This is a genomic window from Rhodococcus sp. 3258 (assembly GCF_031456475.1).
In the GTDB taxonomy this organism is placed as follows: domain Bacteria; phylum Actinomycetota; class Actinomycetes; order Mycobacteriales; family Mycobacteriaceae; genus Rhodococcoides; species Rhodococcoides fascians.
Window position 1 is genome coordinate 404340 of record NZ_JAVDUT010000003.1, and the last position, 16565, is coordinate 420904.

The window sequence follows — 16565 nt, forward strand, 5'->3', positions numbered from 1 at the left end:
ACACGGCGGACGTGATGGGATGGACGGCACTACCCATAACTACACGAAGAGGTGTCGACTGAAGTGGTTGCTCCCAACCTGACGCGTGACCAAGCCTCCGAGCGCTCGGCGATCATCGGGGAAACGAAGTACGCGATCGTTCTCGATCTCACCGACGGCGAGGGCAATCCCGGCGAGAAGACGTTCCGCTCGCTCACCACCATCACGTTCGCCGCGACCGCCGGAGCGTCGACTTTCGTGGACATCGTCGCAGGCACCATCCGGTCGGCGACGCTCAACGGCACAGCGCTCGACACGACGAACTACGACGAGTCGACGGGGCTGGCTCTGGTCGATCTCGCCGAACACAACGAACTCGTGGTCGATGCCGACTGCGTCTACTCGCACACCGGCGAAGGCCTGCACCGTTTCGTCGATCCGTCGGACGGTTCGGTGTACCTGTACTCGCAGTTCGAGACTGCGGACGCCAAGCGCATGTTCGCGTGCTTCGATCAACCCGATCTCAAGGCCACGTTCGACCTGAAGGTCACCGCTCCCGAGAGCTGGACCGTCATCTCCAACGCAGCGCACGGTGCCGAGCCGGCCGCAGGTGAGCACGTGTTCGACACGACGCCGCTGATGAGCACATACCTGGTTGCTCTGATCGCCGGTCCCTACGCCGAGTGGACCGATTCCTACACCGACGATCACGGCACCATCCCTCTCGGAATCTACTGCCGCGCATCCCTTGCCGAACACATGGATGCCGAGCGACTGTTCACCGAGACGAAGCAGGGTTTCGGTTTCTACCACGAGAACTTCGGCACCCCGTATGCGTTCGGCAAGTACGACCAGCTGTTCGTGCCCGAATTCAACGCCGGAGCCATGGAGAACGCCGGGGCCGTCACGTTCCTCGAGGATTACGTCTTCCGGTCCAAGGTGACGCGGTACTCCTACGAGCGACGCGCCGAGACCGTGCTGCACGAGATGGCGCACATGTGGTTCGGCGATCTGGTGACGATGACGTGGTGGGACGACCTGTGGCTCAACGAGTCGTTCGCGACGTTCGCCTCCGTGTTGTGCCAGTCCGAGGCGACCGAGTACACCAACGCGTGGACGACGTTCGCCAACGTCGAGAAGGCCTGGGCATACCGACAGGACCAGCTGCCCTCGACGCACCCCATCGCCGCGGACATCCCCGATCTGGCCGCCGTGGAGGTCAACTTCGACGGCATCACGTACGCCAAGGGTGCCAGCGTGCTCAAGCAGCTGGTTGCGTACGTCGGTAAGGAAGACTTCCTGGCCGGGTTGCGGGCCTACTTCGTCGATCACGCCTTCGCCAACGCAACGTTCTCGGATCTGCTTGCGGCACTGGAGAAGTCATCGGGTCGCGATCTCTCCGATTGGGGTGCGCAGTGGCTGCGGACCACCGGCCTGAATACTCTGAGCCCCGATTTCGACGTCGACTCGGAGGGCAGGTTCACCCGGTTCGCAGTGTCGCAGACCGGCGCAGCACCGGGCGCGGGCGAGCATCGCGTACACCGCATCGCAATCGGCATCTACGACGACGTCGACGGCAAGTTGGTGCGTACCGACCGCGTCGAGCTGGACCTCGATGCTGCCGAATCGACGAATGTCGAAGCGCTCGTAGGTGTATCGCGCGGCAAGCTCGTGCTGGTCAACGACGACGACCTGACGTATTGCGCAGTGCGGCTCGATCCGGATTCGCTCGGTGTTCTCGTCGATCGGATCGGCGACATCGCCGAGTCGCTCCCCCGCACTCTCGCCTGGTCGGCCGCATGGGAAATGACTCGGTCCGCCGAGATGAAGGCACGCGACTTCGTGGCTCTGGTCCAGCGCGGAATCGGTAGCGAGACCGAAGTGGGTGTGGTGCAACGCCTTCTGCTCCAGGCGCAGACGGCTGTCACCAGCTACGCCGATCCGGTGTGGGCGGCAAAACACGGAGTCCCGGAGTTCGCCGACGCAGTGCTCGAGCTGGCCCGCGGTGCCGAGTCGGGCTCGGATCACCAGTTGGCGTTCGTCAACGCCCTCACCGGTACCGAACTCAGCGAGCGCCATGTCGAGGTATTGCGCGCTCTCCTGGACGGTGACGCCCAGGGGCAGTCCTTGGCCGGACTCGACATCGATACGGATCTGCGGTGGCGCATCGTCACCGCCCTTGCGGCGGCCGGAGCCATCGATGCCGACGGGCTCGATTCGCCGGTCATCGACGCCGAAGCCGAGAAGGACAACACCGCCGCCGGAGCGCGGTCGGCTGCCGCTGCACGAGCTGCGCGTCCCAGTGCCGAGGTGAAGGAGCGGGCATGGACGACCGTTGTCGACGACGACGCGGTTCCGAACATCACGGCGCGGTCGATCATCGGTGGTTTCGCGGGCCCCGGCCAGGGCGAACTGCTCGAGCCGTACGTCGACCGCTACTTCGAGGCGATCGACGGCGTGTGGGCTCGTCGATCGAGTGAAGTCGCACAGACCGTCGTGGTGGGCCTCTACCCCTCGTGGTCGATCAGCGAGCAGTCGTTGGCCGCAGCCGACAGGTTCCTCGATGGCGATCTTCCACCCGCTCTGCGCCGACTGGTGATCGAAGGCCGCGCCGGAGTCGTTCGGGCACTCGCGGCCCGGGCATACGACGCCGGCTGATCGCAGGTACACATACGACGAGGGCCGGTTGCGTCTCACCCGCGAAGGTGAGATGCAGCCGGCCCTCGTCGTCGCCGGGACCGCCGGCCGAGAACTACGGGGATGGAGCGCGACGAGCTACGGCGCGAGGATGGATGCCGCCATCACGCGGACCGAGGTCACGAGACCGTCGATGAGGTTGCCGTCGCGGAACGGGCCGAGCGCAGCGGTGACGCCGAGCTGAGCAACCCGATCGGTAGCACGGTTCGAGACCCGCTTTCCGGTGCGGATCTCGAGCGCGTGCCGGTTGGGGTCGACAGCGATCAGAACCGAACGAATCGCATCGGGGGTGCCGGGGAATACCGAATCCGCTCCCGCAGCCGGATCGACTCCCAGGTCACCGACGTAGATGTTGAACCGAATCTTCGTCTTCCGGGTCGCCTCGCTCAGTGCGTCGTCGAGCGCGACCAGATCCTGCGTCGCGAAAGGCAGGTGCTCCGGGCTCGGCGTGCCGAACTCGTGTGCCACCGATACGCGACCACTCGCCGTCAGCGCAGCCCCGAACGGCAGGTCCTCTTCTCGGATGTCACCGCCACGTACCAGTTCACCACTTGCCACTTGCAGCACCTCCGATCGAATCGGCTGTGTCCGCGTCGTGCGATCCGTGGCCTCCGAACGGAGTCACCTCGTCCGTAGCGCTCCACAGCAATGGCTCGCGCGTCCACTCGTCCGTCAGCCGGTACGGAGCGACGTCCATCCCCGGCTGCTTGTCGGTCAAGTAGGACAGCGCGCCGACGATTCCGATCACCGCAACCGGAATCACCCCGAATATCAGCGTGGTCTCCAAAATGCTCACGGGGTGTGACGTTAGTCGACAATTGCCCGTCGGACCACGTCGGGGCTGGTGTTGTGACCGAAAAGAGCCAACGGCCGACAGTCAGGCAGCACCTTCGCCGAGGTAAGCCAACCAGCTCGGGTCCAACTCCTTGGTGGTCGCCAGCAGACGCCAATGCGGGCCCTTCGGTGGCACGAGCTGGGCTCGCAACGTCCACCCGATCTCACTGAGCAGCTTGTCCGCCTTGCGGTGATTGCAGGAGGCGCAGCACGCCACGCAGTTCTCCCACGAGTGGCCGCCGCCGCGGCTGCGAGGCACGACGTGATCGACGGTCTCGGCCTTGCTGCCGCAATAGGCGCAGCGGAATCTGTCGCGATGCATCAGTGCCGCGCGCGTCATCGGCACCCGCGCTCGATAGGGAACTCGGACGAACGTCCGCAACCGAATCACCGACGGCACCTGGACGGAGTAATCGGCCGACCGGATGAACGGCCCCTCCGGATCGTCGTGGATCACGTCGGCCTTGCCGCAAACGAGAAGAACCACCGCCCGGCGCATCGGAAGCGCGGTCAGTGGTTCGAAAGTTGCGTTGAGCAGCAGCACACGGCGCTTGACCCACGCCGGCACGGCGTCGTCGCCCGTGGCGTTGTGGGCCGTCGGCACCACGCGCAGCGGAGAAGCCCCCGAGGCCGTCTCACGCTGGTCGTGCGTGGTGCGGCCCTCAGTGGGCGGGAGTTGTCGGTGGCGGTGTTGAGAGTTCTTCATGCATTACTCCAGGGAGTGTCGGCGCCCGCGCATGGCTTGCGTGGAACACGGTTCACAGTGGAACACGAATACACCGCCCGCGCACAGCCTTTTTCTGCGCATTTTCTGTTGCCGATCGGTGAACATTCCGGTTTCCGATCAGCGAGTTCGAGGATCGATACCGCTATGCGCTGCGCGACTGGCAAGATTTCTGTGTCTCCGTAGACTTTTCGGGTGGCTGTATCAACCCTTCTGTCCGTATCGCCGTTACCCGAACCTTCGCTGCTGCGAGAGCTCGACACCCGAGCATTCGAACTGACCGACACCGGACGCGACTGGCTGGTCGACCGTCCGTTGCAGATCCTCGGCTATCTGGTTCTGGCGATCGTGCTCAGGCTCGTGTTACACCGAATGATCGACCGCTTCACTCGACACGACGCCGGCCGATCACCTGCACTACTCCGGCCGTTACGCGACCGGTCCTCGGGAACGGTGAAGGGCGAGATACTCAACGAACGTCGCAGACAGCGGGCCAACACGATCGGTTCGGTACTCCGATCTGCGGTGTCGGTCATGATCCTGACCTGGTTCGTGCTGTCGGTGCTCGACGTCGTGGGTGTGAACGTCGCCCCGTTCATCGCGTCGGCGGGGATCGTCGGTGTCGCCCTCGGTTTCGGTGCGCAGAACCTCGTCCGCGACTTCCTGTCCGGAATCTTCATGCTTCTCGAGGATCAGTACGGGGTCGGCGACGTCGTCGATCTCGGTGAGGCGATCGGCACGGTCGAAAGCGTGGGATTGCGCGTCACCACGATCAGAGATGTCAACGGCACCGTGTGGTACTGCCGAAACGGTGAAGTTCTGCGGGTGGGCAACATGAGCCAAGGGTTCGCGGTAGCTGTCCTCGACCTCCCCGTCTCCCACACGGCCAACATCGACGAGGCCTGCGCGGTGGCCGAGAGAACCACCAACGAGGTCGTGGACTCCGGCGACTTCGACAGCGACATCCTCGAACCCCCGGAGATGCTCGGCGTCAATGCCGTCAGCGCCGATACCGTGACCATCCGGATCACGATCAAGACCCGACCCGGCCGCCAATGGGCGGTGCAGCGTCGCCTCCACCGCGACATCCTGCAGTCGTTCGACGATGCCGGTATCAAAGCCCCGTATGCGATGGGCCGTCCGGGTGGGGTTGCAGTCGAGAGCAGCAGCTGAGGAACAATGAGCGTGACCGACGCCGACGAGGAACGAACAGAGAGAGTGTGATGACCGAACCGCAGCAGACGTTCTACGACGCGGTCGGCGGTGCGGAGACGTTCCGGTTGCTCACGGCGAAGTTCTACGAGGAAGTGGCCAAGGACGAGATCGTGCGGCCCCTGTATCCAGAGGAGGACCTGGCACCGGCCGAACGGCGGATGCGAATGTTCCTCGAGCAGTACTGGGGCGGGCCTCGTACGTACTCCGACGAACGTGGGCATCCACGATTGCGGATGCGTCACAACCCGTTTCGGATCGGGCCGCTCGAACGTGACGCCTGGCTTCGATGCATGCACATCGCGATCGCCTCGATCGACCCGGCGGTCCTGGATTCTGCGCACCGAACGCAACTCGTCGACTACATGGAGATGGCCGCCAATTCGATGATGAACTCGGCAATCTGAGAGCTACGGCGTCATGTTCTACAGCGTCACGAACTACGGCGTCACGAACTACAGCGATGCGCCTCGCCGCGGGCCCGCAGCGCCACCTCTGAGGCGGCCGAGCCGGCGGCGGAGCGAGCCGGCTACCCCGAGCACGAAGCTCAGCGGCGCGGGCAGGTGCTGCCGCAAGATGGCGTGCTTACGAACGTAGTTGTCGACGCGCCATTCCGACCATGTGCCGGCGCGGAACAACGCCGCGTCGCCGGCGACCAGAGTCCGGGGCGCGTGATCTTCGCTGGACACCACGACCGACCCGTCCATGATGTGGACGATCTCGTCGACCGCGAAGTACCACCGAAAGCGTCCGGCCGTGCAATCCCACACATTGGTGGTCGTGGTGCCGTCGGTGCTTCTGGACCACTCCGCGACGCGCGCCCGCGGGTTTCCCTCGAGGATCCACGTGGGTTCGATGGGACTGTCGGAGAGCGAAATATCTTCCAGCCGCACAGCAATGGTCGAGGTTCTCATGGTGTCGTCGCGTCCTCACCGTCGGGCGCGGCGCCGGCCGCGACACGTTTCACGTTGCAGAACATACAACACTTTCCAAACGTGGGGATACGTGTCGGTCATGTGAATGAGCACAATCCTTTACTTTCGGATGGTCCGCCTCGACCGGGTGCAGGTAGCACCTCAGCGCCCTCGAATCGTTCGCAGCCCATTCGTTTGGCACTATTGCCAGTTGTGACCGATCCGATCGAAAGCACCGAGTTGTCGTGGTGGCAGGACGCCGTCTTCTACCAGATCTATCCCCGGTCGTTCGCAGATGCGAACGGTGACGGAATCGGTGATCTGGACGGCATCAGAGACAAGCTCGGATACCTCGAATTGCTCGGTATCGACGCCATCTGGATCGGACCGATCACGCGGTCGCCCATGGCCGATCACGGCTACGACGTTTCCGACCCCCGAGACATCGACCCCATGTTCGGCAGTCTCGAGATCTTCGACGCGTTGCTCGACGAGGCGCACGCCCGCGACATCAAGGTCACGATGGATCTGGTGCCCAATCACACCAGTGACCAACACCGGTGGTTCCAGGCGGCTCTGAACGCCCCTCGTGGCAGCGCCGAGCGAGCGCGCTACATCTTTCGCGACGGGCTCGGCGACGACGGTTCGCAGCCGCCGAACAACTGGCCGAGCATCTTCGGGGGTCCCGCCTGGACGCGAGTCGACGAGAGGGACGGCTCCCCCGGTCAGTGGTACCTGCACATCTTCGCGCCCGAACAACCGGACCTGAACTGGGACAACCCCGAGGTCTTCGACGACTTCGCACGCACCCTTCGGTTCTGGCTGAACCGAGGCGTCGACGGATTTCGACTCGACGTCGCCCACGGCATGGCAAAACCTGCCGAGCTGGCCGACATGAGCCTCGAGTTCAACGCACTGATGAAGAACGACGACGACGATCCCCGGTTCAACAACCCCCGAGTCCACGAACTGCACCGCCGCATCAGAGCCGTCATGAACGAATACCCCCACGCGGTGACGGTCGGCGAGATCTGGGTCCAGGACAACGTTCGGTTCTCCGAATACATCCGCCCCGACGAGCTGCACCTGGGCTTCAACTTCCGCTTGGCCAGTGTCGATTTCGACGCCGAGACCATCCGCGATGCGATCTCCAACTCGCTCGCGGCCGTCGAACTGGTCGGGGGCACCCCGACGTGGACACTGTCGAACCACGACGTCGAACGCGAGGTCACCAGATACGGCGACGGAGACCTGGGCTACCACCGGGCCCGGGCCATGATTCTCGTCGAATTGGCCCTTCCTGGAACAATTTTCGTCTACAACGGTGCCGAGCTCGGGCTACCGAACGTGCAGCTGCCCGACAGTGTCCTGCAGGACCCGGTGTGGGAGCGGTCCGGGCACACCGAGCGCGGACGCGACGGCTGCCGAGTCCCCATGCCGTGGGAGGGCGATGCCCCTCCGTTCGGGTTCTCCACCACCGATCCCACCTGGTTGCCGATGCCGCCGGAGTGGAAGGGGCTGACCGCCGAGGCGCAGCTCGAAGAGGTCGATTCGATGCTCAGCCTGTACCGCACGGCGTTCGAATTGCGCACCCTGCGGCCGGAGTTCACCGGCGGCGGAATCGATTGGTACGGTGCCCCTCCCGGGTGCCTGGCCTTCCGGCGCCGCGGGGGCTTGATCTGCGCCCTCAACGCCTCCGACGAGTCGATCCCACTCCCACCCGGCGAAGTGTTGCTGACCAGCACTCCGCTGGTCGACGGGATGCTTCCCGCGAACGCGGCCGCCTGGCTCGTCTGAGCCGGCCGGCCGGCTCGTCCGAACCGGCCGACCGGCCACGCTCAGCGTTCGACGGTGAGCGACAACTGTTGGCCCGGGCGGCGAACGAACACCGACCCGAACCTGGCATCGAGGCGCAACCACACCTTGGTGGCGCGTACTCGTACCACCTCTGCGGCGGCGATCCTCTCCGGGTCGACGTCGATCGTCAACGGATCGTTACCGTCGTGCGGCACGAAACCCATTGCGGTCAACCCGAATACGGTGCGCATGGTGACCGAGACGTCGTCGCCGTCACCGGTCACGTGCAACACCTGCTGTTCGAGCAACGAGCTCGGCGGCCCGTGACTGCTGCCGTGTTCCTTCGCCAGTGCGGCACCGCGCTGTGCGAGTCCGATGAGCACCCGCGCGGGGACGTCGTCGAGATGCTCGAATCCGCCGTCGGGAGGAAGGGTGCCACGCCAGGCGGAGTCCATCGAGAAACCCGGGTCGATCACGCCGTCGTCCGCGTTCTGCAGAGCGGACACCAACACATCGGCACCCGCACTGGTGTCGTCGGGCACGATGGTTCCCGCAATCACCCGCGCGGCGAGCGCATCGAAACCGGTTGCCGCCCAACACGACACGCCCCCGCCGGCCCGAGTGCGCAACCGAACGACAGCAGCCTCGTCCAAGCGCAATGCCCTGCTGCAGAACGTCTGGAGGTTCTCCCGCTCGACCGCATCGGGAACGGTCAGAACGCGCTCATACACGCTGCCAACTCACCAGGAACTCGCGCTCGGCGGGAGTGAGCCGGCGCAGTCGCTGCGCATCGATGTCGAACGCCGCGATCTGCGTCGACGCCACCACCGCTGCCGGCGTATCCAGCGACGCCCCGCGTGCCCGCACCTCGTACCCCACGACGAAGTCCACCGCGCGGACCGCATCGATCCACATGAAGACGTCGAGGGGTCCGTCCTCGTGTCGCAGCTGCCCGCGATACTTCACGTGCAGATCGGCAATGACGGCACCGTGACGCAGATTCGCAGTCGGCCTGCCGTCCACCAGCAGCCACGGGATCCGCGCCTCTTCGAGCAACGTCACCATTCGCGCGTGGTTGATGTGTTGATACACATCCATATCCGACCACCGCACATCCACAGCGGCGTGAAAGCCCACCCGCTCGGTGGCGGGTCGCTTGTCGGACAGATGGTCGTCGGGCACACTCACGCGCTTACTACCTCTTCTCGATCGAACGAAAGTTCCATGCTGTCAGGGAACCATGTTTCTCACCTGTCGGGCGGCAACCGAGAGTGTCGCCAGGTCCAGCGTCCCCGTCTCGGCGATCTCGGTGAGCGCTGCACGCGAGCGGGCCAACCGCGACGAATTGGTCGATTCCCATTCGGCGATCTTCTCCGTGACCGACTCGTCCGGTTCGCCCGCGGCCAACACGGCCTTGGTGATTCCGCGAAGGGAGGCGTACAGATCGTCACGAAGAGCCAAGCGCGCCAACGAATGCCATCGATCGCCGCGGGCAAGCTTCGAGACCGCGGTGAGCAACCAGTCGATGCCGATGTGCGCGTCGAGCGCGAAGTAGAGCTCGGCCACCTCCGCCCCGTCCCGGTCGACGATGTCGGCGATATCGATGATGTCGAGCAGGCAGTACACGTCGAGCAAGCCGTAGATCCGACGTGCCAGCTCGGCCGGAGCACCTCGTTCCATCGCGGCCCCCGAACGCCGGTCCAAATCGACCGCCTGGTGACCGGAGATCCACGACGCGACCCGCGGCTGCAGAGCGCGAACCTGCCCGGCATAGCGACTGATCTCGGCCCCGACCGCCAACGGCTGCGGCCGATTGGCCAACAGCCACCGGGATACTCGATCGAGCATGCGACGCGATTCGAGCAGCAGCTCGGCGGACACTGCGGTGGGTACGTCGGCAGCGCGAATCGAATCCCACACCTCGTCGAGGCCGAAGATTTCGGTGGCCGCGGCGAATGCGCGGATGGCGTCGGTGCCTGCGGCACCGGAGTCCTCGGTCAACCGATACGGGTAGGTGATTCCGCCACAGTCGATGGCCTCGTTGGCGAGCGTCGTCGCCACCAGTTGACGCCGTAGCGGATGCGCCTTGATGGCATCTGCGTACGGATCCCGCAGTGGCTCGGGGAAATACTTGGGTAGCCGGGGGGCGAAGACGTCGCTGTCGGGAAGCTCGCTGTCGAGCAGTTCCGCTTCCAGTGCCAATTTCACGTGCGCCATCAACGTCGCGAGTTCCGGCGACGTCAGTCCACGCCCGTCTTGCTTGCGACGACGGAGATCGGCCTCGGTGGGCAGAGCCTCGAGCTCCCGATCGAGCCCTCGACGCGTCTCCAGATCCTCGATCACTCGGCTGTGCACCGTCACCAGATGGGGTGCGTCGAATCTGGACGTACCGAGCAACTCGTTCTGCATGATGTTGTCCCACAACACCAATCGCCCGACCTCGTCGGTCATGGACGCAAGCAGCTCATCGCGGTCTTCGCGCGCCAGGTTTCCGTTGGTGATGGCAGTCTCGAGCAGGATCTTGATGTTGACTTCGTGATCGGAACAGTCGACGCCCGCCGAGTTGTCGACGGCGTCGGTGTTGATCTTGCCGCCGGCTGCGGCGTACTCGATCCTGCCCAGTGCGGTGGCACCGAGGTTTCCGCCCTCCCCCACCACGGCCGCCCGCACATCCACGCCGTCGACCCGCACTGCATCGTTGGCCTTGTCGCCGACTTCGGCGTTGCTCTCACTGGAAGCCTTGATGTAGGTGCCGATTCCGCCGTTCCACAGCAGATCGGCGGGAGCCTTCAGGATCGCGTTCACCAACTCTGGTGGTGACAGTGCAGCAACCGATTCGTCCAACCCGAGGGCCGAACGTGCTGCGGCGCTGATGGGTACAGATTTGCGGGTCCGCTCCCACACCCCTCCGCCGGCACTGATGAGCGAGGTGTCGTAGTCCGCCCACGACGACCGCGGCAGGGCGAACAAGCGCTCCCGCTCGGCGAACGACGACTCCCGATCGGGGTCGGGGTCGAGAAAGATGTGCCGGTGGTCGAACGCCGCGAGCAAGCGAATGTGTCGGCTCAGCAGCATGCCGTTACCGAATACGTCTCCGCTCATGTCGCCGACGCCGACGACCGTGAAATCCTGACTCTGCGTGTCGATCCCGAGCTCACGGAAGTGCCGCTTGACGCTCTCCCACGCACCCTTGGCGGTGATTCCCATGGCTTTGTGGTCGTATCCGGCGGATCCACCGGACGCGAACGCGTCACCGAGCCAGAATCCGTACTCGGCAGCGATGCCGTTGGCCATGTCGGAGAAGGTCGCGGTGCCCTTGTCCGCCGCGACGACGAGGTAGGTGTCGTCTCCGTCGCGGCGCACCACCCCGGTAGGTACCGATACCGACCCGGTAGCGCGGTCGAGATTGTCGGTGATGTCGAGCAACCCGGCGATGAACAGTCGGTAGCAGGCTTTGCCTTCCTCGGCGTATGCCTGTCGATCTCGGTCGGCTTCACCTGTGGTCACCGGAGGACGCTTGACGACGAATCCACCCTTGGCCCCGACGGGCACGATGACTGCGTTCTTGACCATCTGAGCCTTGGCGAGCCCGAGAATCTCCGTCCGGAAGTCCTCCCGTCGATCGGACCAGCGCAACCCGCCTCGGGCCACCGCACCGAACCTAAGATGGACCCCCTCGACGCGCGGGGAGTACACGAAGATCTCGAACGTGGGCTTCGGTTTGGGTAGCTCCGCGATGGATTGCGGGTCGAACTTGAGCGAGAGGTACGGGCGATGTGCACCGTCGGATCCCACCACGAAGTGGTTGGTGCGCAACGTCGCTCGGATGAGCTCGAACATGCTGCGCAGAATGCGGTCGGCATCGAGGCTGACGACCTCGTCGATGAGCTCGCCGAGCTGGGTCCCGATGGCCTGCGCGTCCGCCTCGGCACTGGTCTCGGGATCGAACTGCGCCTCGAACAGTCCGACGAGCAGCCGAGCGGTACGCGGATGCGCCAGGAGGACGCCCTCGATGTTGAACTGACTGTAGGGAAAACCCGCCTGCCTCAGGTACTTGGCGTAGGCACGCAATACCACGGCCTGCCGCCAGTGCAGACCTGCGCGCATCACCAGTTCGTTGAAACGATCCGCTTCTGCCGCGCCGCTCCACACGGCCGCGAATGCGTCGGTGAATCGATGCTGGACCCGGCTCTCGCGATCGGCCGTGCCTGCCTCGGACAGCTCGGCGTCGAGGTCCCCGTCGATGGCCGAGCGCAACATCTCACGCGAGGCAGAGAGACCGAAATCGTATATCCAGCAAGACATTCCGTCCGGACGCACCACCGGGTACGGCCGCTCGTCGTCGACCTCAACACCGAGACTCTGCAGAATGGGCAACACCTGGGACAGTGATACGCCCGCACCGCCGATGTACAGCGAGAAGCGCCAACTCCCCACGGCCGAACGCTCGTTTCGGTAGAGCTGCATGTCGATCGCTTCGTCGCCGAGCGCTTCGAGGCGGGCAATGTCCGTGACGGCCCTGGCCGGACTGAAGTCCTGCTTGTACGCCTCGGGAAAAGCCTCGGTGTAGCGCTGAATGCGCGCCGGGTCGACGGCTCGGTCGAGGGACACGGCGTCACCCAACGAGTCCTCCCACGTTCGAGTGGTCTCGGTCAGCGCCGCTTCGATCCGGGTGATGTCGTCGGCGGACAGGTGGGGAGAGACAGTGCCCGGTGCGCGGCGCACCGTCACGTGCAGCAGCGCGAGATCCGATTCGGTGACGCGTGCGGTGTAGTCGAGCGAGGTACCACCGAGCTCTCGGAGCAGTCGGTCCTGGATCGCGAGTCGGACGCGAGTGGTGTAGCGATCTCGCGGCAGGTACACCAGAGCACTGACGAAGGACCCACTCGCATCGGGTCGCACGAACAGCTTGACCTTGCGCCGGCGACCCAGCGCCAGAACAGCACTCGCCGTTTCGAACAGCCACGAGGCAGAGGTCGCGAACAGTTCCGACCGCGGCATCGACTGCAGCACCTCGAGCATGGCCTGGCCGGAGAAGGACCCGAGATCATGGCCGGCCTTGGCGATCACCGACCGCACTCGACGCTCGATCACCGGAATGTCGAGGACGTTCTCGTGCAGCGCGGTGACGGTGAAGACACCGACGAATCGATGCTCGGCGGAGTCGTCGGCATCGATCACACTGACGAAATAGGGGTAGACAGCACGATGAACCGTGGCGGGGTTCGGCCCCTGCGTCAGAGCAACCAGGTCGCGCTCACCGACCGGTTCGGGTCCGTCTCCATGTTGACCGGCATCGCGCAGCACACCCAGGCTGCTCGATTCCACACCCGTTGCGGTTCGGTCGCCGTCGCTACCGTCGATCGTGTATCTGCGGTAACCCAGCAAGGTGTAATGGCCGTCGCCCAGCCAACGCAGCAAGGCAGCCGCATCCCGGTGTGCGACGGCTGGTTCGGAGTCGGTGTCGCCGGACGCCGCGGCGACACCGTCCAACCGATCGGCCACGGCAGCCTGCACGCGACGCATCTCGTCGGTGTCGCCGACGACCTGACGCACATCGGCGAGTACTCGACTCGTCTCCTCTTCCAACTGCGCGACGGCATCGTCTGAGGTGGACGGGTGCAGCTGGACGTGTATCCAGGATTCGGCGATGCCGGCCGAGCTCAGCCCGACGAGCACTCCCTCTGCGTTCCGATCGACGGAGAGAATGGGATGAACCACGTCGGTGTATTCGATGCCGAGACGCGAGAGCAGCGACATGATCGATTCGACCAGCAACGGCATATCGTCGGTGACGATTTGTAGGTAGCTTCCCGCTACCTGCTGTGCTGCAGACTCGTTCGGTCGATGGACCGCCACATTCGCCGTCCCCGGCAGCCGCTCTGCGGCGAGCCGAACGTGCCGCCGAAAAGAGGTGATGTCGGGGGTATGCGCGGACACTGCGACCGCAGTGGCGTCGGTGTGCTCGAAATACTCCGTACGCAATGTCGCCAACTCGGCCACAAGCCTGTCGTCGAGCCCGTCGGCCCAGTCGTCGTCGGTCAGGTCAAGCGAGCGTGACATTGTTTTCGAGTACTCCCTCGTGAGGATTTCCCGACGCCCGCCGATCGCCGGTCGTCGATGACCCCTCGACCCTAGTGCGGGTGACCCCGCAACCGCAGAGATCTCGGGAACCAGCGCGTCAGGCCGATCCGGCAGTCACGACGAATCGCTGTGGAGGTACTCGCTCAGTGCAGTTCGTTCGTGTTCGCGCAGCGGCCTGGACGAGGAGGTGTCGAGATCGAAGGCCACCATCAGTGCCTCCGCGTCTGCACACACCGTTCCGTTTCGATCGGTGACGACGTGCCGGACGCCATACGAGGTGGTTCCGATACGAGTGATCCACAGCTCGATCACCAGCGGGCCGGAGTCGTCCAGGATCGGGTGCAAGAAGTTGGTGGTCAACGTACGAACCACCACCGCGCCGCGACCTTTCGAGCCCCCCAGGACCGCGTTCAGAAACTGAACGCGGCCTTCCTGGAGGTACTCGACGAACCGGGTGTTGTTGACGTGCCCGAGGCGGTCGGAATCACCCCACCGCACCTGAAGTGTGCAGGTGAAGGTCGGTGCCGACATGTCAGTCTCGGGTCAGCTTCCGGTGCGTGACGCGGTGGGGACGCGCCGCGTCGGGACCGAGCCGCTCGACCTTGTTGGCCTCGTAGCCCTCGAAGTTGCCCTCGTACCAGTACCAGGCAGCCTCGTTGTCTCCGAAGCCGCCTTCCCACGCCAGGATGTGGGTGCAGGTGCGGTCCAGGAACCACCGGTCGTGCGAGATGACCACGGCGCAACCGGGGAATTCCTCGAGCGCGTTCTCGAGCGATCCAAGTGTCTCGACGTCGAGGTCGTTGGTCGGCTCGTCGAGCAGGATCAGGTTGCCACCCTGTTTGAGCGTCATCGCCAGGTTCAGACGGTTGCGCTCACCGCCGGAGAGAACTCCGGCGGGCTTCTGCTGATCGTGGCCCTTGAATCCGAACGAGCTGATGTACGCGCGCGACGGGAATTCCGAGTTGCCCACGGTGATGAAGTCCAGGCCGTCGGAGACCGTTTCCCAGACCGTCTTCTTCGAGTCGATGCCCGAGCGGTTCTGGTCGACGTAGCTGAGCTTGACGGTCTGCCCGATCTTCACCTCGCCGCCGTCCGGCTCCTCGAGCCCGACGATGGTCTTGAACAGTGTCGTCTTGCCGACACCGTTGGGTCCGATGACGCCGACGATTCCGTTGCGCGGCAACGTGAACGACAGATCCTTGATCAACACGCGGCCGTCGAAGCCCTTGTCCAGGCTCTTGACCTCGACCACGACGTCGCCGAGGCGCGGCGGGTTGGGGATCTGGATCTCGTCGAAGTCGAGCTTCCTGGTCTTCTCGGCCTCGGCCACCATCTCGTCATAGCGAGCCAGACGAGACTTGCTCTTGGCCTGGCGAGCCTTGGCACCGGAGCGAACCCAGGCGAGTTCGTCCTTGAGCCGCTTCTGCAGCTTCTGGTCCTTCTTTCCCGAGACCTCGAGGCGCTCGGCCTTCTTCTCCAGGTACGTCGAGTAGTTGCCCTCGTACGGGTACAGATGTCCGCGGTCGACCTCGGCGATCCACTGCGCGACGTGGTCGAGGAAGTACCGGTCGTGAGTCACGGCGAGAATGGCACCGGCGTAGGCGGCCAAGTGCTGCTCGAGCCACAGCACACTCTCGGCGTCGAGGTGGTTGGTCGGCTCGTCGAGCAGCAACAGGTCGGGCTTGCTGAGCAGCAGCTTGCACAGGGCGACGCGACGCTTCTCACCACCGGAGAGGTTGGTGACCGGGGACTCGGGCGGCGGGCAGCGCAGCGCGTCCATCGCCTGTTCGAGCTGCGAGTCGATCTCCCAGGCGTCGGCGTGGTCGAGCTTTTCCTGCAACTCGCCCATCTCTTCCATGAGCTCGTCGGAGTAATCGGTTGCCATCAGCTCGGCGATCTCGTTGTAGCGCTTGAGCTGGACCATCGTCTCGCCGAGGCCGTCCTCGACGTTCTCGCGAACGGTCTTGGTGTCGTCGAGAATCGGCTCCTGCATGAGAATGCCGACCGAGGCACCGGGAGCGAGGAACGCCTCACCGTTTCCGGGCTGATCGATTCCCGCCATGATCTTGAGGATGCTCGACTTACCGGCGCCGTTCGGGCCGACGACGCCGATCTTCGCTCCCGGGTAGAAGCTCATCGTCACGTCGTCGAGGATGACTTTGTCGCCGTGCGCCTTGCGCACCTTCTTCATGGTGTAAATGAATTCAGCCATGCCGCCCAGCTTATCGGTGCGGCCGCGTCGGAACACCATCGACCGAGTCCGCGCCGAGCCCACATCCGTCGTCCGCGGTCGTGCGCGGGTTGCATCCACCGGGGACGACGGA

The 16565-nt window shown here is 64.6% G+C and carries 13 protein-coding genes; 4 read left to right on the forward strand and 9 right to left on the reverse strand.

Annotated elements, in window-relative coordinates; all coding sequences use genetic code 11:
* Positions 1-63 precede the first annotated feature (63 nt).
* Positions 64-2637, forward strand: coding sequence for an aminopeptidase N (pepN, locus tag J2X62_RS12780; protein ID WP_310181004.1), 2574 nt, complete (start codon positions 64-66; stop codon positions 2635-2637).
* 117 nt (positions 2638-2754) lie between these two features.
* Here pepN and J2X62_RS12785 read toward each other — a convergent pair whose 3' ends face one another.
* The 3 genes from J2X62_RS12785 to J2X62_RS12795 all read right to left on the reverse strand — a co-directional run bounded on the left by J2X62_RS12785 (position 2755) and on the right by J2X62_RS12795 (position 4216).
* Entirely contained in the window at positions 2755-3234 is a 480-nt protein-coding gene (locus J2X62_RS12785) for a DUF5130 family protein (protein WP_032368213.1), read from the reverse strand.
* Entirely contained in the window at positions 3221-3472 is a 252-nt protein-coding gene (locus J2X62_RS12790) for a hypothetical protein (protein ID WP_027497587.1), read from the reverse strand. The genes J2X62_RS12785 and J2X62_RS12790 overlap by 14 nt, the downstream gene beginning before the upstream one ends.
* Positions 3473-3553: 81 nt before the next feature.
* Complete coding sequence (locus J2X62_RS12795) at positions 3554-4216, reverse strand: HNH endonuclease (protein WP_174557300.1); 663 nt, start codon at positions 4214-4216, stop codon at positions 3554-3556.
* A gap of 231 nt (positions 4217-4447) precedes the next feature.
* On the opposite strand from J2X62_RS12795, the gene J2X62_RS12800 reads away from it, so the two are divergent.
* Entirely contained in the window at positions 4448-5407 is a 960-nt protein-coding gene (locus J2X62_RS12800) for a mechanosensitive ion channel family protein (RefSeq protein ID WP_052056319.1), read from the forward strand.
* Positions 5408-5457: 50 nt separating this feature from the next.
* Complete coding sequence (locus J2X62_RS12805; protein ID WP_027497590.1) at positions 5458-5853, forward strand: globin; 396 nt, start codon at positions 5458-5460, stop codon at positions 5851-5853.
* 48 nt (positions 5854-5901) lie between these two features.
* On the opposite strand, the gene J2X62_RS12810 is transcribed toward J2X62_RS12805, so the two are convergent.
* Positions 5902-6360 (reverse strand): cupin domain-containing protein, encoded by a 459-nt coding sequence (locus J2X62_RS12810; RefSeq protein WP_204857301.1) that lies wholly within the window; start codon positions 6358-6360, stop codon positions 5902-5904.
* Between the two features lie 195 nt (positions 6361-6555).
* Between J2X62_RS12810 and J2X62_RS12815 the strand changes: the two genes are divergently transcribed.
* Positions 6556-8157 (forward strand): glycoside hydrolase family 13 protein, encoded by a 1602-nt coding sequence (locus J2X62_RS12815; RefSeq protein WP_371832725.1) that lies wholly within the window; start codon positions 6556-6558, stop codon positions 8155-8157.
* A 41-nt stretch (positions 8158-8198) separates the two neighbouring features.
* Here J2X62_RS12815 and J2X62_RS12820 read toward each other — a convergent pair whose 3' ends face one another.
* The 5 genes from J2X62_RS12820 to ettA form a co-directional block, all read right to left on the reverse strand.
* Complete coding sequence (locus tag J2X62_RS12820) at positions 8199-8888, reverse strand: hypothetical protein (RefSeq protein WP_032368215.1); 690 nt, start codon at positions 8886-8888, stop codon at positions 8199-8201.
* Positions 8881-9345: a thioesterase family protein gene (locus J2X62_RS12825; protein ID WP_045841282.1), complete on the reverse strand. Its 465-nt coding sequence runs from the start codon at positions 9343-9345 to the stop codon at positions 8881-8883. The genes J2X62_RS12820 and J2X62_RS12825 overlap by 8 nt, the downstream gene beginning before the upstream one ends.
* A gap of 42 nt (positions 9346-9387) precedes the next feature.
* On the reverse strand, positions 9388-14220 hold the full coding sequence (locus tag J2X62_RS12830) for an NAD-glutamate dehydrogenase (RefSeq protein WP_310181016.1): 4833 nt from the start codon (positions 14218-14220) through the stop codon (positions 9388-9390).
* A 135-nt stretch (positions 14221-14355) separates the two neighbouring features.
* Positions 14356-14772: a thioesterase family protein gene (locus J2X62_RS12835; protein WP_310181017.1), complete on the reverse strand. Its 417-nt coding sequence runs from the start codon at positions 14770-14772 to the stop codon at positions 14356-14358.
* A gap of 1 nt (position 14773) precedes the next feature.
* On the reverse strand, positions 14774-16453 hold the full coding sequence (ettA, locus tag J2X62_RS12840) for an energy-dependent translational throttle protein EttA (RefSeq protein ID WP_027497597.1): 1680 nt from the start codon (positions 16451-16453) through the stop codon (positions 14774-14776).
* Positions 16454-16565: the final 112 nt, after the last annotated feature.

What these genes read in the sequence shown, in the direction of transcription:
- J2X62_RS12795 (WP_174557300.1), bottom strand. Translation starts at nt 4,216, where the DNA reads ATGAAGAACTCTCAACACCGCCACCGACAACTCCCGCCCACTGAGGGC.
- J2X62_RS12810 (WP_204857301.1), bottom strand. Translation starts at nt 6,360, where the DNA reads ATGAGAACCTCGACCATTGCTGTGCGGCTGGAAGATATTTCGCTCTCC.
- J2X62_RS12830 (WP_310181016.1), bottom strand. Translation starts at nt 14,220, where the DNA reads ATGTCACGCTCGCTTGACCTGACCGACGACGACTGGGCCGACGGGCTC.
- J2X62_RS12805 (WP_027497590.1), top strand. Translation starts at nt 5,458, where the DNA reads ATGACCGAACCGCAGCAGACGTTCTACGACGCGGTCGGCGGTGCGGAG.
- ettA (WP_027497597.1), bottom strand. Translation starts at nt 16,453, where the DNA reads ATGGCTGAATTCATTTACACCATGAAGAAGGTGCGCAAGGCGCACGGC.
- J2X62_RS12835 (WP_310181017.1), bottom strand. Translation starts at nt 14,772, where the DNA reads ATGTCGGCACCGACCTTCACCTGCACACTTCAGGTGCGGTGGGGTGAT.